At 71.9% G+C, this 21,818-nt stretch carries 20 protein-coding genes; 9 read left to right on the top strand and 11 right to left on the bottom strand.

Translation table 11 applies throughout. The annotated features are described in order from the left end of the window. The first annotated feature begins 35 nt into the window (after positions 1-35). Genes Air01nite_RS23720 through Air01nite_RS23705 form a run of 4 tightly spaced genes read left to right on the top strand, consistent with a single transcriptional unit; the run spans position 36 to position 3,273 of the window. On the top strand, positions 36-572 hold the full coding sequence (locus Air01nite_RS23720) for a PadR family transcriptional regulator (RefSeq protein ID WP_203705316.1): 537 nt from the start codon (positions 36-38) through the stop codon (positions 570-572). Beyond that, the gene (locus Air01nite_RS23715) at positions 569-1,270 is read left to right on the top strand and encodes an ABC transporter ATP-binding protein (protein WP_203705315.1); all 702 of its coding nucleotides are present in this window, start codon (positions 569-571) and stop codon (positions 1,268-1,270) included. Before Air01nite_RS23720 ends, Air01nite_RS23715 begins: the two co-directional genes overlap by 4 nt. Continuing rightward, a complete protein-coding gene (locus Air01nite_RS23710; RefSeq protein WP_203705313.1) occupies positions 1,267-2,697 on the top strand; it encodes an ABC transporter permease in 1,431 nt (476 codons plus the stop codon). The genes Air01nite_RS23715 and Air01nite_RS23710 overlap by 4 nt, the downstream gene beginning before the upstream one ends. A 12-nt stretch (positions 2,698-2,709) precedes the next feature. Continuing rightward, complete coding sequence (locus Air01nite_RS23705) at positions 2,710-3,273, top strand: DUF6886 family protein (protein ID WP_203705311.1); 564 nt, start codon at positions 2,710-2,712, stop codon at positions 3,271-3,273. Here the strand turns inward: Air01nite_RS23705 and Air01nite_RS23700 are convergent. Together Air01nite_RS23700 and Air01nite_RS23695 are read right to left on the bottom strand one after the other, a co-directional pair. After that, positions 3,212-4,708, bottom strand: a complete 1,497-nt coding sequence (locus tag Air01nite_RS23700; RefSeq protein ID WP_203705309.1) for a dihydrolipoyl dehydrogenase family protein — start codon at positions 4,706-4,708, stop codon at positions 3,212-3,214. The genes Air01nite_RS23705 and Air01nite_RS23700 overlap by 62 nt on opposite strands. Positions 4,709-4,798: 90 nt before the next feature. Next, on the bottom strand, positions 4,799-6,010 hold the full coding sequence (locus Air01nite_RS23695) for a multidrug effflux MFS transporter (RefSeq protein ID WP_203705395.1): 1,212 nt from the start codon (positions 6,008-6,010) through the stop codon (positions 4,799-4,801). A gap of 174 nt (positions 6,011-6,184) precedes the next feature. On the opposite strand from Air01nite_RS23695, the gene Air01nite_RS23690 reads away from it, so the two are divergent. Then, positions 6,185-7,711 (top strand): M28 family metallopeptidase, encoded by a 1,527-nt coding sequence (locus tag Air01nite_RS23690; protein WP_203705307.1) that lies wholly within the window; start codon positions 6,185-6,187, stop codon positions 7,709-7,711. 20 nt (positions 7,712-7,731) lie between these two features. Here the strand turns inward: Air01nite_RS23690 and Air01nite_RS23685 are convergent, their stop codons facing one another. Beyond that, on the bottom strand, positions 7,732-8,592 hold the full coding sequence (locus Air01nite_RS23685; RefSeq protein ID WP_203705305.1) for a hypothetical protein: 861 nt from the start codon (positions 8,590-8,592) through the stop codon (positions 7,732-7,734). Between the two features lie 123 nt (positions 8,593-8,715). On the opposite strand from Air01nite_RS23685, the gene Air01nite_RS23680 reads away from it, so the two are divergent. Further along, positions 8,716-8,892, top strand: coding sequence for a hypothetical protein (locus Air01nite_RS23680; protein WP_203705303.1), 177 nt, complete (start codon positions 8,716-8,718; stop codon positions 8,890-8,892). Positions 8,893-8,894: 2 nt separating this feature from the next. Here the strand turns inward: Air01nite_RS23680 and Air01nite_RS23675 are convergent, their stop codons facing one another. From Air01nite_RS23675 to Air01nite_RS23660, 4 genes are all read right to left on the bottom strand, one after another. Next, positions 8,895-10,280, bottom strand: coding sequence for a GH1 family beta-glucosidase (locus Air01nite_RS23675; protein WP_203705300.1), 1,386 nt, complete (start codon positions 10,278-10,280; stop codon positions 8,895-8,897). Further along, positions 10,277-11,107 carry a carbohydrate ABC transporter permease gene (locus Air01nite_RS23670; protein WP_373310451.1) on the bottom strand — a complete coding sequence of 277 codons (831 nt, stop codon included), beginning with the start codon at positions 11,105-11,107 and terminating at the stop codon, positions 10,277-10,279. Before Air01nite_RS23670 ends, Air01nite_RS23675 begins: the two co-directional genes overlap by 4 nt. Before the next feature lie 65 nt (positions 11,108-11,172). After that, complete coding sequence (locus tag Air01nite_RS23665; protein ID WP_203705298.1) at positions 11,173-12,117, bottom strand: carbohydrate ABC transporter permease; 945 nt, start codon at positions 12,115-12,117, stop codon at positions 11,173-11,175. 83 nt (positions 12,118-12,200) lie between these two features. After that, positions 12,201-13,436 (bottom strand): ABC transporter substrate-binding protein, encoded by a 1,236-nt coding sequence (locus tag Air01nite_RS23660; RefSeq protein WP_239090911.1) that lies wholly within the window; start codon positions 13,434-13,436, stop codon positions 12,201-12,203. A 451-nt stretch (positions 13,437-13,887) separates the two neighbouring features. On the opposite strand from Air01nite_RS23660, the gene Air01nite_RS23655 reads away from it, so the two are divergent. The 3 genes from Air01nite_RS23655 (at position 13,888) to Air01nite_RS23645 (ending at position 18,475) form a co-directional block, all read left to right on the top strand. After that, on the top strand, positions 13,888-16,038 hold the full coding sequence (locus Air01nite_RS23655) for a discoidin domain-containing protein (RefSeq protein ID WP_203705296.1): 2,151 nt from the start codon (positions 13,888-13,890) through the stop codon (positions 16,036-16,038). 8 nt (positions 16,039-16,046) lie between these two features. Beyond that, positions 16,047-17,312: a DUF1996 domain-containing protein gene (locus Air01nite_RS23650; RefSeq protein ID WP_239090910.1), complete on the top strand. Its 1,266-nt coding sequence runs from the start codon at positions 16,047-16,049 to the stop codon at positions 17,310-17,312. A 110-nt stretch (positions 17,313-17,422) separates the two neighbouring features. Beyond that, on the top strand, positions 17,423-18,475 hold the full coding sequence (locus Air01nite_RS23645; protein ID WP_239090909.1) for a LacI family DNA-binding transcriptional regulator: 1,053 nt from the start codon (positions 17,423-17,425) through the stop codon (positions 18,473-18,475). Here the strand turns inward: Air01nite_RS23645 and Air01nite_RS23640 are convergent. Genes Air01nite_RS23640 through Air01nite_RS23625 form a run of 4 tightly spaced genes read right to left on the bottom strand, consistent with a single transcriptional unit; the run spans position 18,472 to position 21,806 of the window. Continuing rightward, positions 18,472-19,023 carry a GNAT family N-acetyltransferase gene (locus Air01nite_RS23640; RefSeq protein ID WP_203705295.1) on the bottom strand — a complete coding sequence of 184 codons (552 nt, stop codon included), beginning with the start codon at positions 19,021-19,023 and terminating at the stop codon, positions 18,472-18,474. The two genes, Air01nite_RS23645 and Air01nite_RS23640, sit on opposite strands and share 4 nt — an antisense overlap. A gap of 42 nt (positions 19,024-19,065) precedes the next feature. After that, positions 19,066-20,250, bottom strand: coding sequence for a sensor histidine kinase (locus Air01nite_RS23635; protein ID WP_203705294.1), 1,185 nt, complete (start codon positions 20,248-20,250; stop codon positions 19,066-19,068). Continuing rightward, the gene (locus Air01nite_RS23630; RefSeq protein ID WP_203705292.1) at positions 20,250-20,927 is read right to left on the bottom strand and encodes a response regulator transcription factor; all 678 of its coding nucleotides are present in this window, start codon (positions 20,925-20,927) and stop codon (positions 20,250-20,252) included. The genes Air01nite_RS23635 and Air01nite_RS23630 overlap by 1 nt, the downstream gene beginning before the upstream one ends. Before the next feature lie 9 nt (positions 20,928-20,936). After that, on the bottom strand, positions 20,937-21,806 hold the full coding sequence (locus Air01nite_RS23625) for a S1C family serine protease (RefSeq protein ID WP_203705289.1): 870 nt from the start codon (positions 21,804-21,806) through the stop codon (positions 20,937-20,939). Positions 21,807-21,818: the final 12 nt, after the last annotated feature.

Raw genomic sequence — 21,818 nt, 5'->3', positions numbered from 1 at the left:
GACGCACACTATTCGCTGAATGAATAGTGTGCGTCATGTCGACCGCGCACGTGCTCCTCGGGCTGCTCGCCGGCGGCCCGCTGCACGGCTACGAGCTGAAGCGGTCGCACGACCAGCGCCTGCCGCTGGCCAAGCCGGTCGCGTTCGGCCAGGTCTACGCGACCCTCGGCCGGCTGCAGCGCGACGGCCTGGTGACCACCGCCGGCCAGGGCCAGGACGGCGGGCCGGAGCGCACGAGCTTCGCCATCACCGACGCGGGCCGCGCGCGGCTCGACGGTTGGCTCGCCGAGATCGAGCCGCCGGCGCCGCACGTGACCAGCACGCTGTTCGCCAAGGTCGCGGTCGCGGTGCTGGTCGACGGCGCCGAACGGGCCCGCGACTACCTGATCGCGCAGCGGACCGCGCACATGGACCGCCTGCGCGAGCTGACCTCGGTCAAGACCGACCCGGCCAGCACGCTCGGCGACGTGATCGCCGCCGACTTCGCGATTCTCCACCTCGACGCCGACCTGCGCTGGGTGACCAACACCCTGGAGCGCGTCGCCGACCTGCATCGGGAGGTGCATCCATGACGATCCTGCGCGCCCGGGGCGTGGTGAAGTCCTACGGCCCGACGCCCGCCCTGCGCGGCGTCACCGTCGACGTGGCCGAGGGCGAGATCCTCGCCGTCACCGGCCCGAGCGGCTGCGGCAAGTCCACGCTGCTGCACTGCCTCGCCGGCATCCTGCGGCCCGACGCCGGCGAGGTGAGCTACGGCGAGCACCGGCTCGACACCTGGTCGGAGCGCATGCGGGCGCGGCTGCGCCGCACCGAGTTCGGTGTGCTGTTCCAGTTCGGGCAGCTCGTCGCCGAGCTGACCGCGGCGGAGAACGTCGCACTGCCACTGCTTCTCGCCGGCACGGGGCGGCGAGAGGCACGGACCGCGGCGGTGGGGTGGCTCGACCGGCTGGGTGTCGCGGAGCTCGCCGACACCCGGCCGGGCGAGATGTCCGGCGGCCAGCAGCAGCGCTGCGCCGCGGCCCGCGCGCTGGTCACCGAGCCGCGGGTGCTGTTCGCCGACGAGCCGACCGGCGCGCTCGACTCGCGCACGAGCGAGCAACTCCTCGGCGAGCTGGTCCGGGTGGTCCGCGACCAGCGCACCACGGTGCTGCTGGTCACCCACGACGTCCAGGTCGCCGCGTACGCCGACCGCGAGGTGGCCCTCCGCGACGGCGCGGTCGACGCGTCGGGGCTGGGCCTGACGGCGGTCAGCGGGAAGCACGTGCGGTGAAGCCCACCACGCTCCTGCGCCTGGCCCTGGCCGGCAGCCGCACCGACGGGATCCGCGTGGCGCTCACGGCGTTCAGCGCGCTGCTGGCCACGCTCGCGATCCTGGCCGCGCTCACCGTGATCGCCATCCCCGAGATCGGCAACCGGGTCAACGACCACTACGTCAACCCACTGCTCGACGAGCACGGCCTGCGCGGCGGCACGGCGTTCACCCTCGTGCTGCTGTGCATCCCGATCCTCGCGCTGGCGGGACAGTGCGCGCGGCTGGGCGCGCCGGCCCGCGACCGGCGGTTGGCCGGGTTCCGGCTCGCCGGCGCCACCCCTGGCCAGGCGACGCTGGTCGCGGTGGCCGAGACCGGCGTCGCCGCGCTGCTCGGGGTCGCGGCGGGCCTCGGTGCGTACTTCGCCGCCCGCCCGTTGCTGGACCGCCCGGACGCGCGCGGTCTCCGTCCACTCCCGACGGACGTCCTGCCCGAGCCGTGGCAGATCGCCGCCGTCGCCGTCGCGCTGCCCCTGCTGGCCGCCCTGACCGCGGCCATCATGCTGCGGCGCGTCGTGGTCGGCCCCCTCGGCGTCGTGCGCCGGGCCCGCCGCGACCGGGCGCCCAGGCCCTGGCCCGGCGCGCTGATCGTGCTCGGCCTCGCCGGCTTCGCCGGCGTCGTCCCGTTGGCCCGGTCCTACGAAGCGCGGGCTCAGGAGCCGCCGTTCTGGCTGGTCACCCTCCTGGGTGCCGGTGGCGCCATCGCGGCGACGATCGGCGTCATCCTCGGCACCGGCTGGATCTCGTACCGGATGGGCGGGCTCCTGAACCGGCTGTCGCACCGACCCGCCGCCCTGCTGGCCGCCCGCCGGCTGACGACCGACCCGTGGCAGGGCGCCCGCACGTTCGCCGCACTGCTCGCGTGCGTCATCGTCGGCGCCGGGGCGGCGGAGATGCGCGGATATTTCCGGATCCTCCGTGACCTCGAGGCGCGCGCCGCGGCCCGGGGCGGCTACGAGCCACAGCGGAACAGCTTCTATCTCAGCTCCATGAACCTGGTCGACGTCGCGATCGTGGTGGCCGTGGTGATCGCCGCCGCCGGGCTGATCGTCGCGGTGGGCGAGGGCATCGCGTCGCGCCGCCGGACGTACGCGGCCCTGGTCGCCTCCGGTGTGTCGCGCGGCGTGCTGGCCCGCTCGATCCTGCTGCAGGCGCTGGTGCCGATCGTGCCCTCGGTCGTGCTGGCGTTGTTCGTCGGCATGCGGCTGGTCGGCCCGCTCACCGGCGACGAGGTGTTCAACTACGGCGAGTCGGCGCCGTTCGTGCACCCCTGGGACACGATCGGCGCCTACGGAGCGCTGGCGGTCGGCGCGGTGCTCGTGACCGTCACCATCGGCCTGCTGTTCCTGCGCGGCAGCACGGCGGTGGAAGAGCTGCGCACCGGCTGATTGACTGAACGGATGCGCCCGGCCGACCACGAGGTGTTGCACTTCTCCGAGGACCCGACGATCACCCGGTTCGTCCCGCACGTCGCGCCCACCGCGGCGGAACCGCAGGCATACGTCTGGGCCGTCGGCTTCGACCGGGCGCCCGACTACTGGTTCCCCCGCGACACCCCACGCGCGATGGCCTGGGTCGAGCCGGACACGACGGCCGACGACCGCGACCGGATCATCGGCGCGGGCTCGGGCGCCAGGGTGCACGCCGTGGAATACCGCGCGCTCGAAGCGATGCGCACGGTCCGGCTGTACGGCTATCGCCTACCGGCCGGGCCCTTCCGGCTGATCGGCGAGCACGGCCACGCGCTGGTCGCCACCGTGCCCGTCGAACCGCTCGGCCCGCCCGAGCCCGTCGGCGACCTGTTCGCGTTGCACGAGGCCGCCGGCATCCAGCTCCGCGTGCTGCCCAACCTGTGGCCGTTCTGGGCCGAGGTCGTGCGCAGCTCGCTCGGTTTCAGCGGCATCAGGCTGCGGCACGCCGCTGCGCCCGCAGCTCCTCCAGCAGATAGAGCCAGATCTCGCTGATCGTCGGGAAGCTCGCGACCGCGTGCCGCAGCGCGCTGGTCGGTACCTTGCCGATCACCGCGACCGTGGCGGCGTGCAGCAGCTCGCTGACGCCCGACCCGACGAACGTGGCGCCGACCAGCGTGTCGCGGGCGTTGTCCACGACCAGCTTGGCCCGGCCGACGTAGTGCTCCCGCGCCAGCCGCGCGCCGTCGATCCCGACGAAGTCACGCTCCACGACCTCGACCGGGAGCTCCCGGTCGAGCGCCTCCGCCTCGGTGAGCCCGACCGAGGCCACCTCCGGGTCGCAGAACACCACCTGCGGCGCGCCGTCCTGGTCGGCGATGTCGGTGAAGGGGTTGTACGGCCGCTCGTCCAGCGGTCGCCCGGCCGCCCGCGCCGCGATCACCTCGCCGGCGACCCGCGCGTGGTACTTGCCCATGTGCGTGAGCAGTGCCCGGCCGTTCAGGTCGCCGAGCACGTAGAGCCAGTCCGTGCCGGGCACGGTCAAATGGTCGTCGACCTCGACGAAACCGCGGCTCGTCGGCTCCACACCGACGGTCTCCAGCCCGATCTCCCGGCTGTTGGGCACCCGGCCGGTGGCGACCAGCACCTCGTCGGCCACGATCTGCTCGCCCTCGCCGACCGTCACGGTGACCTCGCCACCGTGCACCCGCCCGATGCCCCGGTCGTCGACCCGCTCCCGGCTGACCCCGGTGACCGGCGTGCCGGTGCGCACCTTGATCCCGTCGGCCGTGAACGCGTCGTACACCAGCTCGCCGGCGAACGGCTCCTTCATGCCCAGCAGCCGCTCGCCCGGGAACACCAGCGTCAACTCCTCGACGCCCAGGCCGCGCAGCCAGGTCGCCGCCTCGCAGGCGACCACGCCGCCGCCGATCACCACGACCCGCTGCGGCACCTCGTGCATGTTGGTGACGTCCCGCGACCGCCACGGCTTCGCCTCGGCCAGGCCGGGGATCGGCGGCACGGCCGCGTCCGTGCCGGGCGAGAGCACGACGGCCCTGCGGGCGGTGATCTCCCGCGTCCGGCCGTTGTCGGAGACCTCGACGGTGCGCGGGCCGACCAGCCGGGCGCGCCCCCGGATGACGTCGACGTCGTGGCTCAGCATGAGGTCGACGGACTGTTTGTCGTCGTGGTTGTAGGTGATCTCGTCACGCCGCATCAACACCGCCTCGGCGTCGACCCGGCGGTCGTTCACGAGCTGCTTCATGCCCGGCGTGTCGACCGCGAGGTTGCGCACCTGCACCGGCAGCAGCATCGCCTTGCTCGGCATGCACGCCCAGAACAGGCACTCGCCGCCGACCCGGTCCTGCTCGACCAGCGCGACCGAGAGCCCGGCCTGGCTGCTGTAGAGAGAGATCGTCTCGCCGGGTGGCGCTCCCCCGACGACGACGACGTCCCATTCCGATCGGGCCGGGTTGATCGATCCGGTCATCGCTGCCTCCTCGGGTTCACCACCACCCAGCGAAGCACGGAGACTCGCGGCTACTGGCCGGTAATCGGGCTCCTGCGCAGTGCGCAAACCTCAAGCGGCCACCGGCACCGGCTCGGCGGGCATCCGGTGCGGGCGGGCGACCAGGAGCAGCGCGGACGTCGCGGCGACCATGCCGCCCGCGACCACGACCGCCATCGCCACGCTGTCGTTGCCGAGGACACCGACCAGCGGCGCCGCGAGGGCACCCGTGCCGAACTGCACCGCGCCCAGCAACGCGGCCGCGGTGCCGGCGGCCTCGCCGTGCCGGGTCATCGCGACCGCCGACGCGTTCGGCATCGCCAGGCCGCCGGCGAACAGCACCAGCCAGAGCGCGGCCAGCAGCGTCGCCAGGCCGCCGAAGCCGGTGGCGGCGAACGCGATCAGCAGGGCGCCCGCGGCGGTGCCGCCGGCCAGCGCGACGACCAGCACGCGCTGCGGCGTGTGGCGGCGGAGCAGGCGGACGTTGAGCTGCGTGGCCGCGATCAGCCCGACCGCGCCGGCGCCGAACGCGATGCCGAACTGCCGCTCGTCGAGGCCGTACTGGTCCTGGAAGACGAACGACGACCCGGCCACGTACGAGAAGACGGCCGCCATCCCGAACCCGGCGACCAGCACCATGCCGACGAACACCCGGTCGGTCAGCAGGCTGCCGTAGGTGCGCACGGTGTCGACCACGCCACCGACCCGGCGCCGCGACGGCGGCAGCGTCTCGCGCAGGGCCACCAGCGCGGTGATGGTGAGCAGCACCCCGAAGGCGCCGAGCACGACGAAGACGCCGCGCCAGTTGGTCGCCTCGAGCACCGCGCTGCCGACCGTCGGCGCGAGGATCGGCGCGAGACCCATCACCAGCATCAGCCGGGAGAACAGCCGGGCGAACGCGGTGCCGCTGAACAGGTCGCGGACCACCGCCATCGCCACGACGGTGGTCGCCGCGACGCCCAGGCCCTGGATCACCCGCAGCACACCGAGGACGCCGATCGACGGCGCCACGACGCACAGGGCCGAGGCCACCACGTGCAGCGCGAGGCCGGCGAGCAGCGGGCGGCGGCGGCCGTACGCGTCGGCAAGCGGTCCGATCACGAGTTGCCCCAGCGCCAGCCCGACCAGCGTGCCGGTCAGCGTGAGCTGCACGGCGGTCGACGTGGTCTCGAGGTCGTCGGTGAGTGCGGGCAGCGCCGGCAGGTACATGTCGATGGTCAGCGGACCGACGGCGATCAGCGAGCCGAGCACCACCACCAGGCGGACGCGTTGGCGGAGGGTCATCAGCTCACCGGGCAGAACGGCGGGGGACTCGATCACACCACCCGCAAATCCGCCGGCGCACGGGCCATTCCCGGGATCCGTGGTGTTTCAGCTCACAGGTCACTTTCGGCGTACGTCTCAAAGAAATCCATCGATGTCTTGTTCGCACCGAAGTGGATGGCGACCATACGCGCCATGCGGATTTCCCGAACCATCCCGATCCTGCTGACCGCGGCGATCACCGTCGCCATGACCGCCACCACCTTCGCGAGTCCGGCCGCGGCCGCCGTCCCCGGGCCCAACATCTCGCTGGCCAACGTGAAGGCACACCTGACACAGCTGCAGAGCATCGCCACCGCCAACGGCGGCAACCGGGCGCACGGCCAGCCCGGCTACCTCGCCTCGGTCAACTGGGTGCGCGGCCGGCTCGACGCGGTCGGCTACACCACGGCCGTGCAGTCGTTCAGCTACGGGGGCGCGACCGGCTACAACCTGATCGCCGACTGGCCGGGCGGCGACACCACCAACACCGTGATGGTCGGCTCCCACCTCGACAGCGTGACCGCGGGTCCCGGCATCAACGACAACGGCTCCGGTTCCGCGGCGATCCTGGAGGTCGCGCTCGAGGTCGCCCGGCAGGGCATCACACCGAGCCGGCACCTGCGGTTCGCCTGGTGGGGCGCCGAGGAGCGCGGCCTGATCGGTTCGGACTTCTACGTCGACAGCCTGAGCGCCGCGGCCCGCGCCAACATCGAGGCGTACTACAACTTCGACATGGTCGGCTCACCCAACGCCGGCTATTTCGTCTACGACGGCGACAACTCCGACGGTACGGGCGCCGGGCCCGGCCCCGCCGGCTCGGCCGCGCTCGAGGCCACGCTGATCGAGTACTTCACCAGCATCGGCGTGCCGACCGAGGGCACCGACTTCGACGGCCGCAGCGACTACGGCCCGTTCATCGCGGCCGGCATCCCGGCCGGCGGCACGTTCACCGGCGCCGAGGGGCGCAAGACGGCGGCGCAGGCGACCAAGTGGGGCGGCACGTCCGGCACGGCGTTCGACGTCTGCTACCACCGGTCCTGCGACACCACGGCGAACATCAACGACACCGCGCTGGACCGCAACGCCGACGCGATCGCGTACGCGGTCTGGAACGTCGCCGTCAGCCCGCCCGCGCCGCCTGCCACGGTCTACAGCGACACGTTCGAGACCGCGACCGGCTGGACCACCAACCCGGCCGGCACCGACACCGCGACCCTCGGGCTCTGGGAGCGCGGTGACCCGGCCGCCACCACGTCCAGCGGCGCCAAGCAGCTCGGCACCACCGTCAGCGGCGTCAACGACCTCGTCACGGGCCGGCTGGCCGGCGCGTCCGCGGGCGACTACGACGTCGACGGCGGCACGACCACGATCCAGTCGCCGGCGATCACCCTGCCCGCGAGCGGCTCGCTGACGCTGTCGTTCTCCTGGTACCTCGCGCACGGCAGCAACTCGAGCAGCGCCGACTCGTTCTCCGCGGCCGTCGTCCACAGCGGCGGCACGACGACGCTGTTCACGCAGGCGGGCGCGGCCAGCAACCGCAACGGCGCCTGGGCGACCCGCACGGCGAGCCTGACGCCGTACGCGGGACAGTCGGTCCGGATCCTGTTCCGGGCGGTCGACGCGAGCACCGCGAGCCTCGTCGAGGCCGGCGTCGACGACGTGCGCATCACGCAGGGCTGACGCCCCGCGCGGCCGGCACCCTAGCCTGGAACGCTGACGACCTTGATGTTCCTCAGGTCGCTGTAGGCGAGGTGCCGGCCGTCGGGCGCGAACGTCGGCTCGGCCAGACCCTTCTCCGACGAGAGCAGCTCCCGCGACTCGCCGTCCTTCAGGTCGACCAGCAGGAGCCGCGAGCGGCCGAACCGGGTGGCCGTCACCGCGGCCTGGTGCTCGTCCGGCGAGAGGTCGAGGTCGGGCAGCCCTTGGAAGGTCGGCCCGATGCCCTTGAACGGCACACCCGCGAAACCCGCCAGGTGTACGGACCACCGCCGGGTATCCGTCCCCTCGGTGCGCTCCCGGTCCCGCGTGGCCGCGAAGACCAGCCCGCCCCAGCGCGTGAGCACGGGCGAGCGGGCCGACGCGCCGGCGGCGCAGGTGAGCTCGGGCAGCGTCGGCGCGAGCTCGCCCTGCGGCAGGCCGATCGTCGACAGCGACCAGCAGCGGTCGCTGACGCCGGCGCTGTAGCCGCGGGACAGGTCGCCGCTCAGCGTCACCTGGGCCACCCGCGAGCGCAGGTCGCCGAGCCGGTCGAAGGTCCGCGCCGCGGGGTCGAAGGCGAGCAGCCGGGTGGAGTCGCAGTCGAGCGCCACGCCGAGCCGGCCGTCGGGCAGGCGGAACAGCTCGTCCATGCCGCCGCAGGGATCCGGGAGATCCTCGTGCGAGGCCACGTAGCGCTCGCGCGCGGCGCCTTCGGGGTCGCGGGCCCACAGCTCGATCGGGTCCGAGCCGCTCTGCCGCAGGAAGTAGATCGCGTCGTCGGCCAGCCAGACCGGTGAGGTGCGCAGCACGGGGTCGGCGCGCGGCACGGCGCACCCGCCCAGTGCCATCACGAGCCACGCCACCAGCAGGCTCGCCGCAGGCTTCCCTCGGTTCACTCCGGCCCCAGTCTTGTCGCGACGAGGCACGACAGTACAGCCCCCGGGCGATGCGGTATATCAGGGCCGCGCCCGGGTATGTGCCCACGCATGAATGATGAACGGCGGGAGCCGACCTGGCAGCCGCGCACCGGAGCCGAGCAGCCCTGGGACCCGGAGGACCTCGCCGCGGCCGAGGGCAAGGACCCCACACCCCGCAACGTCGCGCGCGCCAAGGAGGAGCTCGACGAGGACGGCCCGGCCGCGATCGACCGGACCGTCCCCTAGCGTCAGACCGCGTTGCGGCGGATGACGTCGCGGAACCAGAGTGCGCTGTCCTTGGGCACCCGGGCCTGGGTGGCGTAGTCGACGTAGACCAGGCCGAAGCGCTTGTCGTAGCCGTACGCCCACTCGAAGTTGTCGAGCAGCGACCACGCGAGGTAGCCGCGCATGTCGGCGCCCCGGCGGATCGCGTCGTGCACCGCGCGCACGTGGCCGTCGAAGTACTCGATCCGGGCCGCGTCGGCCACCCGCCCGTCGACCAGAGTGTCCACGTAGGACGCACCGTTCTCCGTGACGATCAGCGGCGTGCCCGGATAGTCGACCGACAGCCGGACCAGCAGGTCGCCCAGTCCGGTCGGGTCGACCGGCCAGTCCATCGCGGTCACCGGGGTGTCCTGCGCCGGGTAGATCACGCCTTCGCTGCCCGGGTAGCAGGGGTTGGGCGGCGCACCGACCTGGGCGGCCACCAGTGACGGCTGGTAGTAGTTGACGCCCAGCAGGTCGATCGGCGCGGCGATGGCGGCCTGGTCGCCGTCGTGGATGACCCCGGCGGCCCCGAACCGGTCGAACAGCGCCCGCATGTCGTCGGGGTAGCCACCCTTGAGCACCGGGTCCAGGAAGATCCGGTTCTGCAGCCCGTCCACCAGCTCGGCCGCCGCCACGTCGTGCCGGTCGGCCGGGTCGCGTGGCGTCACCCGGGTCAGGTTGAGCGTGAGCGCCACCTCCCGCGCTCCACCGGCCCGCAGCGCCGTGACGCCGAGGCCGTGTGCCAGCAGCAGGTGGTGGGTGGCCTCGAAGGCCGACCGCGGGTCGCGCCGGCCGGGCGCGTGCGCGCCGCTGGCGTAGCCCAGGAACGCCGAGCACCACGGCTCGTTGAGCGTGGTCCACGTGCCGACCCGGTCGCCGAGCCGGGCCACCGTCGCGGCGGCCAGCTCGGCGAAGTGGTAGGCGGTGTCGCGGTTGGTCCAGCCGCCCCGGTCCTCCAGCACCTGCGGCAGGTCCCAGTGGTAGAGCGTGGCCATCGGCTCGATGCCGGCGGCCAGCAGGGCGTCCACGAGCCGGTCGTAGAAGTCGAGGCCGCGGGGGTTGACCGGGCCGCTGCCGTCCGGCTTGATCCGCGGCCACGCGACCGAGAACCGGTAGGTGCCCAGGCCCAGCTCGGCCATCAGCGCGACGTCGTCGGCGAACCGGTGGTAGTGGTCGCAGGCGACGTCCCCGCTGTGTCCGGCGTCGACCTTGCCGGGCGTACGCGCGAAGGTGTCCCAGATGGACGGTGAGCGCCCGTCGGCCTGTGCCGCGCCCTCGATCTGGTAGGCCGCGGTGGCCGCACCCCACCGGAACCCCTCCGGGAACCGCAGCAGATGGGCGTCGGTGGCTTCCTCGACGATGGTCATCCCTTGACGGCTCCTTGCATGATGCCTCCGATGATCTGTTTGCCGAGCAGGACGAAGACGACGAGCAGCGGCAGGATCGCGATCAGGGCGCCGGTCAGCGACAGCGAGTAGTCCGTGATCCGGCCGGCGGACAGCGTGGAGAGCACGACCTGGACGGTCGGATCCTCCGGCGTCAGCACGACCAGTGGCCAGAAGAAGTCGTTCCAGGCGGTGAGGAACGTCAGCATGCCGAGCACCGCCGCCGCCGGCCGTGCCGCCGGCAGCACCACGTGCCAGAACAGCCGGATCGTCGAGCAACCGTCGACGCGGCCGGCCTCCAGCAGCTCGGTGGGTACGGCTTCGGACAGGTACTGCGTCATGAAGAAGACGCCGAAGCCGTTGACCATCGCCGGGACGATGACCGCGTAGATCGTGCCCGTCCACTCGATCTTCGCCATCAGCATGTAGAGCGGGATGATGCCGAGGGTGGTCGGGACCATCATCGTCGCGATGATGCTCAGCAGCAGGATGTTGCGGCCGCGGAAGCGCAGCTTGGCGAACGCGAAGCCGGCCAGCGTCGAGAAGAGCACCACGCTGATCGTGATGGCGCCGGAGACGATGAACGAGTTGATCAGCGCCTGCTCGAACGGGACCATCGTGAACGCCCGCTTGAGGTTGAACCAGAGGTTGCCGCCGAGCAGCATCGGCGGCGGCACCTTGCCGAGCGCGCTGTTGTCCTGTGAGGCGACGACCACCGACCAGTAGAGCGGGAAGAACGAGAAGAACGCGATCGCCGTCAGCATCAGGTAGGTGAGCTTGCCCGGCCGGCGGCGGAACGAGCGGCGCAGCCGCCGCCGGCGGGGGCTCGACGTGTGGCTGACCCGGTGGGGCGGCGGTGCGAGGGTAGTGGCCATCAGCTCCTCCGAAGCCGGCTGGTCAGCGCGAAGTTGATCGCCGCGACGATGACGATGATCAGGAACATGACCCAGGAGCTGGCGGACGCGTAGCCGAAGTCGAACCGGCCGAACGCGACCTCGTAGAGGTAGAGCGCGAGGGTCTGGAACTGGCGGTCGGAGCCGCCGGTCAACCCGTTGCCGCCGAACAGCAGCGGTTCGGCGAGCACCTGCATGCCGCCGATCGACGAGATGATGACCGTGAAGATGATCGTCGGCCGGATCGCCGGCACCGTGATCTTGCGGAGCTGCTGGAAGCTGGTCGCGCCGTCGAGGGACGCCGAGTCGTAGAGCTCCTTGGGCACCGCCTGCATCGCGGCCAGGTAGATCAGCGCGTTGTAGCCGGTCCACCGCCAGATGATCATCAGCGACACGGCGAGGTGCGAGCTCCACGAGTTCGCGGTCCAGTCCACCTTGTCGATGCCGAACACACCGAGCACCCAGTTGATCAGCCCGTAGTCGCGGCCGAAGAGCTGGCTGAAGATGATGGCCACGGCCGCGACGCTGGTGATGTTGGGAACCAGCGCGCTCATCCGCCAGAACGTCTGCCCGCGCAGCCGCTGGTTGAGGATGTGCGCCAGGACCAGCGCCATCAGCAGCTGCGGCACCGTGGAGAGCACCCAGATCGACGCGGTGTTCCAGAGTGCGTTCCAGAACGCCGGGTCCGCCCAGAGCGCGGTGTAGTTGCCGAAGCCGATCCACGGGTGCTCGTCGGAGAGCAGGCTCCACTCGTGCAGCGAGACCCAGGCCGTGAAGATCAGCGGGAAGACGCCGAACCCCAGGAAGAGCAGGAAGAACGGCGCGATGTACAGGTAGGGCGAGCCCTTGACGTCGAGGCGGTGCAGCAGGCTCCGGCGCGGCGACAACCGCTCACCCGCCGACCCGTCCGTCACCAGCTGGGTCATCCCCGTCACCTCCGATTTGCTTGGGTGCGCGCCGTGGTCCCGGGCGCGGGAGCGCACCGGGACCAGGCGAGCGGGGATCTGGTTTACAGGAGCGCCTTGACGTCGGTCAGGACCTGCTGCCAGGACTGGTCAGGGTTCTGCTTGCCCTGCTCGATCCGGGTCAGGCCGTTGATGATCTGGGTGTTGATGTCGCCGGCCTTCGGGCCCAGGTACTGCGGCTTCATCGTCGACACCGACTTGGAGAAGATCTGGCCGACCGGAGCGTTGTTGAAGTACGGGTTCACGAAGTCCTTGATCACCGCGTCCTCGTAGAGGGTCACGGTCGACGGGAAGTTGCCGTACTTCTGGAAGACCTTGGCCTGCTGCTCGGGCGCGGTCAGCCACTTGGCCAGCTCGTACGCCTGCTTCTGGTGCTTGCTCTGCTTGGGCACGGTCAGCCAGGAGCCGCCCCAGTTGCCGCCACCACCGGGAACGTCGGCGATGTCCCACTTGCCCGAGGCGTCCTTCGCCTGGGTCTGGATGTAGGCCATCATCCACGAGGGGCAGCCCAGCGTGGCGAACGTGCCCTTGGCGAAGCCGGCGTTCCAGGCCGGGGTCCACGCCTCGGCGCGGGCCGACAGGCCGGAGGTCACGGCCAGCGCGGAAAGGTCGAACGCCTTCTTCACCTCGGGGTTGCTGTCGACCACGACGTTGTCGCCGTCGTAGAGGCCGACCGGCGCCTGGCCGAGGATCGACCGGTACATGACCGTCGGGCCGTCGAAGAAGTGCGCGCCCGGCACCTTGGCCGCCTCGAACTTCTTGCCGGTCTCGATGTACTGGTCCCACGTGGGCCAGAGCTTCGAGACCTCGGCGCGGTCGGTGGGCAGGCCGGCCTTCTTGAACAGGTCGACGCGGTAGCACATGGCCATGCCGCCGACGTCGGTGCCGAGACCGATCGTCTTGCCGTCCTTGGACGTCGCGACGTTCCACTTCCACTCGGGCCACTGCGACTTGATGTCGCCGGCGCCGAGCTCGTTGAGGTCGACGAACTTGGACGCGTTGGCGGTGAACTGCCCGATCCAGCCCTCTTCCAGCGCCTCGATGTCGGCGGCGCCGGTGTTGGTGGCGAGGTGGGCGGCCAGGTTCTTGTGATGGTCCTCGGTCTTGGTGATCCGCTCGGTGATCTTCACGTTCGGGTGGAGCTTCTGGTACTCGTCGTAGAGCTCCTTGTATCCGAACTCGCCGAACGTCGCGATGGTCAGACTGACCGGACCGTCGTCGGCAGCTTGGTTGTCGCCGTCATCGCTCCCGCACGCCGCCGCCGCAAGGGCGACAACCATGATCGGAACGATCGCGGTGAACCTGCGCATGGACTCCTCCAGGCGATCGGTTGTGAGGGCAGGGCTTGGAGAGCGCTCTCCACGGCAGGTGTCGCGATCGGCGGCCACGGGGTGGATCTGAGTCTGGGACGTGGTGTGGTGATGGGGGTGCGGGTCGCCGGATGAGAGAGAGCGCTCTCACTTGGTTCCCGACCATCGAGGAACGTGAGCGCCATGTCAAGGATCCGTTGCGGTTTCGTTACATGCTGCAAGACCCGGTTCGGAGAGCGCTTCCCTAACCGTGCCCGGGTCGGCGGACACAGTCAATAGATCGAGGTTCGCGAATCAGCCCAGGTTCGCCGCCATACGCCATCGACGTTCGTCAGCCATTGACACGCTCTGGGTGACCCGTCAGAGTGTCCGGCCAAGAGAGCGCTTTCTTTACGTCCCGTCCCACGTAAAGGAGACCTACATGAGTCGGGTCCTGCCCGGCCGACGATGGCGCCTGGCCGCAGCCGGCGGCGCCGCCCTCGCGCTGTTAGCCGGATTCCTGGTGGTCACCGGGGTGACCGCGGCGGCCGCCGATCCCCTGATCTCGCAGGGTGCGCCGGCGACCGCCTCCTCGACCGAGAACGCCGGCACCCCGGCGTCCGCCGCCGTCGACGGCAACACCGGCACCCGCTGGTCGAGCACGTTCAACGTGCCGCAGTGGGTGCAGGTCGACCTCGGCGCCACCGCCACGATCAGCCGGGTCGTGCTCAACTGGGAGGCCGCGTACGCGACCGCGTTCACGGTGCAGACCTCCGCCAACGGCACGACCTGGACCGTCGTACACACCACGACCAACGGCACGGGTGGCGTGCAGGACCTCACGGTCAGCGGCAGCGGCCGCTACGTGCGGGTCAACGCCACCGCCAAGGCCACCGGATACGGTGTCTCGCTCTGGGAGTTCCAGGTGTACGGCAGCACCGGCGCGACCGGCGGCTGCGGCACCGCGAACGCCGCACTCGGCCGGCCCGCCACCGCCTCGTCCACACAGAGCGCGACGTTCCCGGCCAGCTCCGCGGTCGACGGCAACGCCGGCACCCGCTGGTCCAGCGCCGCCTCCGACCCGCAGTGGCTGTCGGTCGACCTCGGCTCCACCCAGTCGATCTGCGGTGTCACGCTGCAGTGGGAGGCCGCCTACGGGCGGGCGTTCCAGGTGCAGACCTCGGTCGACGGCACCACCTGGACCTCGGTCTACTCCACGACCACGGGCGCCGGTGGCACGCAGACGCTGACGGTTTCCGGCTCCGGGCGCTACGTGCGGGTCTACGGCACCGCGCGGGGCACCGCCTGGGGCTACTCGCTCTGGGAGTTCCAGGTCCGTACCGGTAGCGGCGGACCGACCAACCCGCCAACGGACCCGCCGCCCACCGACCCGCCGCCGAGCGGTGACGTGCGGCTGCTGTCCTACAACAAGCCCGCGGTCGCCAGCACCTACCAGAACGACGGCGCCTGCTGGGAGTGCACGCCGGCGCGGGCGTTCGACAACGACCCGGCCAGCCGCTGGGCCACCAGCGCACCCGCGGGGTGGGTCGACCCCGGCTGGATCTACGTCGACCTGGGCGCCACGGCCGGCATCACGCAGGTCGTGCTGCAGTGGGATCCCGCGTTCGCGCGGGCGTACCAGATCCAGGTCTCGCCGAACGCCACCACCTGGACCACCATCTACTCGACCACCACCGGCGCCGGCTTCAAGGAGACGCTCAACGTCACCGGCACCGGCCGCTACGTCCGGATGTACGGCACCGCCCGGTCCAGCACCTACGGCTACTCGCTGTGGGAGTTCAAGGTGTACGGCACCGGCGGCAACCCGACCGCGCCGCCCGCCATGCCGCCGGACCCGACGTTCCCCGCCAACCGTCTGGTGTGGAGCGACGAGTTCAACGGCGCGGCCGGCACCAAGCCCGATCCTGCCAAGTGGACGATCGACCCGGGTACCGGGCAGAACAACGAGATCCAGTACTACACGAACAACAACAACGCCAACATGGACGGTGCCGGGTCGCTGGTCATCGAGGCGCGGCGGGAGACCGCCGGCGGCCGCGACTACACCTCGCACCGGATGAACACCGGCAACAAGTTCCACGTCCAGTACGGCCGGATCGAGGCCCGGGTCAAGGTGCCCAAGGGCAACGGCCTGTGGCCGGCGTTCTGGATGATGGGCGCCGACTTCCTCACCGGGCGCCCGTGGCCCTACAACGGCGAGATCGACATCATGGAGGTCCTCGGCCGCAACACGCTCGAGGGCTACTCGACCCTGCACGCGCCGGCCTACAACGGCGGCGCCGGCTACGGCCAGAAGTACACCGCGCCCGGCGGTGTCGACCTGGCCAACGACTTCCACGTCTGGGCGGTCGAGTGGGACAGCAAGGGCATGACGTTCAAGCTCGACGGGACCACGGTGTTCGTGGCCAGCAAGGCGACCGTCGAGGCGACCCGCGGACCGTGGGTCTTCGACCACCCCTTCTACGTGATCCTCAACCTCGCGGTCGGCGGCGACTTCCCTGGTCCCGTCGACGGCACGACCCCGTTCCCGTCCCGGATGCTCGTCGACTACGTCCGGGTCTACCAGAACTAGGAGCTGCCATGCGACGAACAGGAAGCTTCGCCGCCGTGCTCGTGCTGCTGCTCGGTGGCTACCTGGTGGCCGCCGCGGGCGACGCGGTCGCGGCCGACCCGCTCATCTCACAGGGCCGCGCGGCCAGCGCGTCCTCGACCGAGAACGGCGGCACGCCCGCCGCCAACGCGGTCGACGGCAACAACGGCACCCGCTGGGCGAGCGCGTTCAGCGACCCGCAGTGGCTGCAGGTCGACCTCGGTGCCAGCGCCACGATCAGCCGGGTGGTGCTGCGCTGGGAGGCCGCATACGCCACGGCGTACACCATCGCGACCTCGGCCACCGGCACGAGCTGGACGACCGTCTACAGCACCACCACCGCCACCGGCGGCAACCAGGACCTGACGGTCTCGGGCAGCGGCCGCTACGTGCGGATCAACACCACCCGGCGGGCCACCCAGTGGGGCGTCTCGCTCTGGGAGTTCCAGGTGTACGGGGTCGGCGGCGCGGCACCACCGCCGCCACCGACCGGGCCGATCGTCCGGGTGTCCGAGTTCCTCGCGGACTGCCCGTTCTCGCACCGGCTCCCCGACGACCCGATCGTCTTCCCGGGCCTGCCGGGCGCCTCGCACATGCACAGCTTCTTCGGCGCCCGCAACGTCAACGCCTACACCAACCTCGGCGACCTGCAGTCCGGCACCAGCAACTGCAACCCGAGCATCGACCTGTCGTCCTACTGGGTGCCCACGCTCTACTGGGACAACCAGCCGGTCGAGCCGGTCACCGGCATCTTCTACTACCTCGGCGAGGGCGTGCGGCCCGACGTGACCGCCCGCATCCAGTCGTTGCCGCTGGGCCTGCGGATCGTCGCGGGCAACGCGCAGGCGACCGCGCCGGACGCGACCACCATCTCCCGGTGGTCGTGCCTGCACCACAACGAGGTGGGTGCCGGCAAGGACTTCGTCACCTGCCCGGCCGGCAGCATGCTGGAGTCCTATCTGGACTTCCCGCAGTGCTGGAACGGCGTCGACCTGGACTCGCCGAACCACAAGAGCCACATGGCGTACCCGGTCAACGGCGACTGCCCGAGCACCCACCCGGTGCCCGTGCCGAAGCTGCGGCAGGTGCTGCGGTACCCGGTCAACGGTGACCCGGCCCGGATCCGGCTCGCGTCCGGTCGCGGGTTCACCATGCACGGCGACTTCTTCAACGCCTGGCCCGTTGAGGAGATGGAGCGCCGCGTGCGGGACTGCATCCGGCCCATCATCAAGTGCGGCGTCAACGGAACGCCGTGACCCGAACCCACCGACCCCGCCGGCCCGGACGACCCGAGCCGGCGGGGTCACCCGCCAGCCGCCGGATAAACGGAACTTCCGGAAATCCTTCCGGTGCTATAACTGGTGCCGTGACGCCCCGCCACGCCGAACCGGCGCGCCCGCCGACCTTGGACGAGGTGGCGGTCGCGGCCGGGGTCTCGCGGGCCACCGTGTCCCGGGTGATCAACGACGTCCCGACCGTCGACCCCCGGATGCGGGCCGCGGTCGAGCGGGCCATCCAGGAGACCGGATACGTGCCCAACCTGGCCGCGCGCTCCCTGGTGACCCGGCGCACCGACTCGGTCGCCCTGGTGATCAGCGAGCCGCCGAACCATTTGGAATACGCGGCGCCGTTCCTCAACCGGGTGTTCACCGATCCCTACTTCGGCCGGATCACCGCCGGCGCGCAGGAGGTGCTGCGCCCCGAGGGCATCCACCTGGTGATCATCCCGGCCGACCCGCCGGCCCGCGACCAGGTGCTGCGCTACCTGCGCCAGGGTCACGTCGACGGCGTTCTGCTGATCTCCAGCCACGCGGCCGACCCGTTCCCCGGCCAGCTCGCCGAGATGTCCGTGGCCACCGTGCTCTCCGCCCGGCCCGGGCGGCCCGTGCCGCTCAGCTACGTCGACGTCGACCAGCCCGCGGGCGTGCGGCTGGCCGCCGACCACCTGGTCGCCCGCGGCCGGCGGCGGCTCGCCACGATCGCGGGCCCGCAGGACATGCCGGCCGGTCAGGACCGGCTCTCCGGCTTCCGGGACGCGCTCGCCCGCCAGGGTCTGCCGGCGCCGCCCGTGGTCGAGGGCGACTTCACCCGGGCCAGCGGCGAGGCGGCCGCGCGGGCCCTGCTCGACGCCCACCCCGACCTCGACGGCCTGTTCGTCGCCAACGACCTGATGGCCGAGGGCGCCGTGCGGGCGCTGCAGGAGGCCGGCCGGGACGTGCCCGGCGACGTCTCGGTGGTCGGCTTCGACGACAGCAGCGCCGCCCTCGAGGCCCGGCCACAGCTCACCACGGTCCGCCAGCCGGTCGAGGAGATGGCCGGCGAGATGGCCCGCCTGCTGCTCGCCGGCCTCCGCGAGCCCGGCCGCTCCCCGCGCACGGTCATCTTCAGCCCGACGCTGGTGGTGCGGGACTCGACCTAGTGCTCCGGCTCAGGGTCACGCAGACCGACCGTGTCGGTGATCCAGAACGCCTCGGGATAGATCAGCCGGCCGACCATCCACGGCTGGTGCGACGACAGCAGCGCCACCTGGAACCCCGGGTCCGGGATGCGGGTCGAGGGCCGGTCGAACCCAAGAGCGGAGGCGGAACTGAACCCGCGGCGTCCGTAGTAGCTCGGGCTGCCCTCGAGGAAAACGGCCGGCGCGCCACGATCTTCGGCGGTCTCCAGCGCCGCCGTGACCAACGCGGTGCCGACGCTGCGGCGCTGGAGGTCCGGACGCACCGACAGCGGCGAGAGCACCATCACCTCGACCAGCTCCCGTCGAGCGTCCACCCAGCCGCGCGAGAGACCGACGTGCCCGACCAACTCCTCGTCGACGACGGCGACCAGACTCGCCCGAGCTGCTCCGCTGGCCCGCAACGCTCGCATCATCCGCACGACGCGCCCGTCCGGTGGCTCGCCGAATGCCGCCGCGACGACCCCCTCGGCGGCCAACTCTTCGGCCGGCAGCACACCACGGATCTCCATGCCGCGACCCTAGTGTCAGTGGCCGGCCGGCGCACCGGAGTATCAGATGGGCGAGTGGGCCGGTGGTGGACCGTCCGCGTTGGACAGTGGGAGCCAGAGGACGAACGTGCTGCCCTGGCCCGGTGTCGAGTGCAGCGCCACCTGGCCGCCGTGTGACTCGGCGATCTGGCGGACGATCGCGAGACCCAGGCCGGTGCGCCGGTCGCGGCCGCCGCCGTTGCCGGGCGCACGCCAGAAGCGGTCGAAGACCCGGGCCTGGTCGCCGGCCGCGATGCCGGGGCCGTGGTCGGCGACCGCGATCCAGAGCCAGCCCGGCGCGGACCCGGCGGCGACGGTGACCGTGCCGCCCTCCGGCGAGAGGCGCACCGCGTTGGAGAGCAGGTTGCCGACCGCTCGCCGCAGCGCGTCGTGGTCGCCGATGTAGACGAGCCCCGGCCGCACGTCGTAGGCCAGGAACACCTGGCTGGCGGCGGCGACCGCGGCGTACTCCTCCCCCGCCTCGCGGGCCACGGCGCCGAGGTCGACGTCGGTGTCGGCCAGCCCGTCGGCGTCGCGGCGGGCGGTGGCGAGCAGGTCCTCGACGAGCCGGGACATCCGCGTGGCGGCCCGGTCGATCACCGCGACCGCGCGGACGCGCTCCTCCTCGGTGGCCTCGGGCGCCTCGATCAGCGACGCGTCGAGGTTGGCCCGGATCACGGCGAGCGGGCTGCGCAGCTCGTGCGAGGCGTCGTCGATCAGCTCGCGCTGGGCGCGGAACGCGTCGTCGAGCCGGTCGAGCATCGAGTCGATCGTGTCGGCCAGGTCGCGCAGCTCGTCGCGGGCGCCGCCGAGCCGGATGCGCCGGGACAGGTCGGTCGCCTGGATCTCCCTGGTGGTGCGGGCGATCGCGCCGACCGGGCGCAGCGCCCGGCCCGAGAGCACCCAGCCGATGCCGAGGCTGGCGACGAACAGGCCGGCCAGCGCGTACAACGAGTAGTTCCGCATGGTCTGCAGGGTGCCGAAGTTGACGGCCGACTCGATCTGGTCGACCTCGGCCACCTCCAGCGTGCCGATGGTGACGCCGTGCTTCACGAGGTCGGCCTCGAACTGCTTGGTGACCGGCTTGGGGTCGGTGGCCCGCTCGACCGCGACGTAGGTGATGCCGAGCGCGGTCGCGGCGAGCGCGAAGAGCAGCGTCGAGTAGAGCACCGTGAGGCGGAACCTGATCGACTGCGTGAGCCGCTTCATCAGCCCTCCTTGAGCCGGTAGCCGCGGCCGACGACCGTCTCGATCGCCTCGCCGCCGAGCTTGCGGCGCAGCGTGCCCACGGTGACGCGGACGGTCTCGGTGAACGGGTCGGCGTTCTCGTCCCAGACGTGCTCGAGCAGCTCCTCGGCCGGCACGACCCGCCCGGGGCGGGTCATCAGGTATTCCAGCACGCCGAACTCCTTGTTGGTCAGCGCTAGCGGCGCGCCGTCGCGGGTCGCCGCGTGCCGGGCCGCGTCCAGCGTCAGCGGGCCGACCGTGAGCACCGCGCCCGCTCCGCCGGTGTCGCGCCGCAGCAGCGCCCGCACCCGGGCCAGCAACTCGGCCAGCGCGAACGGCTTGACCAGGTAGTCGTCGGCGCCCTCGTCGAGGCCGCGGACCCGGTCGCGCAGGGCGCCGCGCGCGGTGAGCATCAGGATCCGCAGCTCACCGGCGCCCTCGACCGGCACCTCGCCGCGGCGGATCGCCCGGCACATCGCGAAGCCGTCGGAGTCCGGCAGGTTGACGTCGAGGAGCATCAGGTCATAGGCCGTGTACGAGAGCCGGTCGTACGCGGCCGCGGCGTCCGTCGCGACGTCGACCGCGTAGCCGGCCCGGGTCAGGCCCAGCCGGACCGCCGTCGCGAGGTCCTCCTCGTCTTCCACCACCAGCAAGCGCATGACCCGACGCTATCCACCGCTGCTGATGATCTGCTGTGCCGCGGCGCGGGCCCGCTCGACCGGGATCGCGAACCCGATGCCGATGTTGCCCCCGCCCTCCAGCGTCGCGATCGCCGTGTTGACGCCGACCACCTCGCCGCGCGTGTTGACCAGCGGACCGCCCGAGTTGCCCGGGTTGATCGAGGCGTCGGTCTGGATGGCCGCCCGCCGGCCGCCCTCGCCGAGGCGCACCTGACGGTCGAGGGCGCTGACGATGCCGGCCGTGACGGTCCCCGACAGGCCCAGCGGCGAGCCGACGGCCAGCACGGCCTCGCCGACCCGCGGTGATCCGGCCGCGAACGCCAGCGGCCGCAACCCGTCGGTCGACGCGACGCGCAGCACGGCGATGTCGCTGCTCGGGTCGCGGCCGACCACCTCGGCGGACCGCCGGCGCCCGTCGGCACCGACCACGGACACGGTCGACGCGTTGGCGACCACGTGGTTGTTGGTGATGATGTGTCCACTCTGGTCGGTCAGGAAGCCGGAGCCGCCGGCCGCGCCGGCCCGCACCTGCACGACGCCAGGCAGCGCGGTGGCAGCCGCGCCGACCAGGTCGCCGGGCACGGTGCCGGCCGGTGCCGGCGCGCCGGTGGCCGGCGGCGGCGCGGCTGTCGCCGGTGGCGGGTCGCCCGCGGCCCGGTCGCCGGCCCAGCCGCCGGCCAGCGCGCCGGTGGCCGCCGAGACGCCGACCGTCGCGAGGCCGGCGACCAGCCATCGGGAACGTCCCCGGCCGGACCCTCCCGCCGGACCGGCGAGGGCGGGAGGGTCCGTGGGGACCCCGGGTTCGAGTTGGGGGGAAACGAACCCGGGGCCGCGTGGGGTGGTGCCGAGGCCGCTCATGGTGTGCTCCTT

The organism is Asanoa iriomotensis (genome assembly GCF_016862515.1).
In the GTDB taxonomy this organism is placed as follows: Bacteria; Actinomycetota; Actinomycetes; order Mycobacteriales; family Micromonosporaceae; genus Asanoa; species Asanoa iriomotensis.
This window is presented reverse-complemented; position numbering and strand designations above follow the sequence as displayed.

What these genes read in the sequence shown, in the direction of transcription:
- Air01nite_RS23720 (WP_203705316.1), top strand. Translation starts at nt 36, where the DNA reads ATGTCGACCGCGCACGTGCTCCTCGGGCTGCTCGCCGGCGGCCCGCTG.
- Air01nite_RS23715 (WP_203705315.1), top strand. Translation starts at nt 569, where the DNA reads ATGACGATCCTGCGCGCCCGGGGCGTGGTGAAGTCCTACGGCCCGACG.
- Air01nite_RS23705 (WP_203705311.1), top strand. Translation starts at nt 2,710, where the DNA reads ATGCGCCCGGCCGACCACGAGGTGTTGCACTTCTCCGAGGACCCGACG.
- Air01nite_RS23700 (WP_203705309.1), bottom strand. Translation starts at nt 4,708, where the DNA reads ATGACCGGATCGATCAACCCGGCCCGATCGGAATGGGACGTCGTCGTC.
- Air01nite_RS23695 (WP_203705395.1), bottom strand. Translation starts at nt 6,010, where the DNA reads ATGACCCTCCGCCAACGCGTCCGCCTGGTGGTGGTGCTCGGCTCGCTG.
- Air01nite_RS23690 (WP_203705307.1), top strand. Translation starts at nt 6,185, where the DNA reads ATGCGGATTTCCCGAACCATCCCGATCCTGCTGACCGCGGCGATCACC.
- Air01nite_RS23680 (WP_203705303.1), top strand. Translation starts at nt 8,716, where the DNA reads ATGAATGATGAACGGCGGGAGCCGACCTGGCAGCCGCGCACCGGAGCC.
- Air01nite_RS23675 (WP_203705300.1), bottom strand. Translation starts at nt 10,280, where the DNA reads ATGACCATCGTCGAGGAAGCCACCGACGCCCATCTGCTGCGGTTCCCG.
- Air01nite_RS23665 (WP_203705298.1), bottom strand. Translation starts at nt 12,117, where the DNA reads ATGACCCAGCTGGTGACGGACGGGTCGGCGGGTGAGCGGTTGTCGCCG.
- Air01nite_RS23660 (WP_239090911.1), bottom strand. Translation starts at nt 13,436, where the DNA reads ATGGTTGTCGCCCTTGCGGCGGCGGCGTGCGGGAGCGATGACGGCGAC.
- Air01nite_RS23655 (WP_203705296.1), top strand. Translation starts at nt 13,888, where the DNA reads ATGAGTCGGGTCCTGCCCGGCCGACGATGGCGCCTGGCCGCAGCCGGC.
- Air01nite_RS23650 (WP_239090910.1), top strand. Translation starts at nt 16,047, where the DNA reads ATGCGACGAACAGGAAGCTTCGCCGCCGTGCTCGTGCTGCTGCTCGGT.
- Air01nite_RS23640 (WP_203705295.1), bottom strand. Translation starts at nt 19,023, where the DNA reads ATGGAGATCCGTGGTGTGCTGCCGGCCGAAGAGTTGGCCGCCGAGGGG.
- Air01nite_RS23635 (WP_203705294.1), bottom strand. Translation starts at nt 20,250, where the DNA reads ATGAAGCGGCTCACGCAGTCGATCAGGTTCCGCCTCACGGTGCTCTAC.
- Air01nite_RS23630 (WP_203705292.1), bottom strand. Translation starts at nt 20,927, where the DNA reads ATGCGCTTGCTGGTGGTGGAAGACGAGGAGGACCTCGCGACGGCGGTC.
- Air01nite_RS23625 (WP_203705289.1), bottom strand. Translation starts at nt 21,806, where the DNA reads ATGAGCGGCCTCGGCACCACCCCACGCGGCCCCGGGTTCGTTTCCCCC.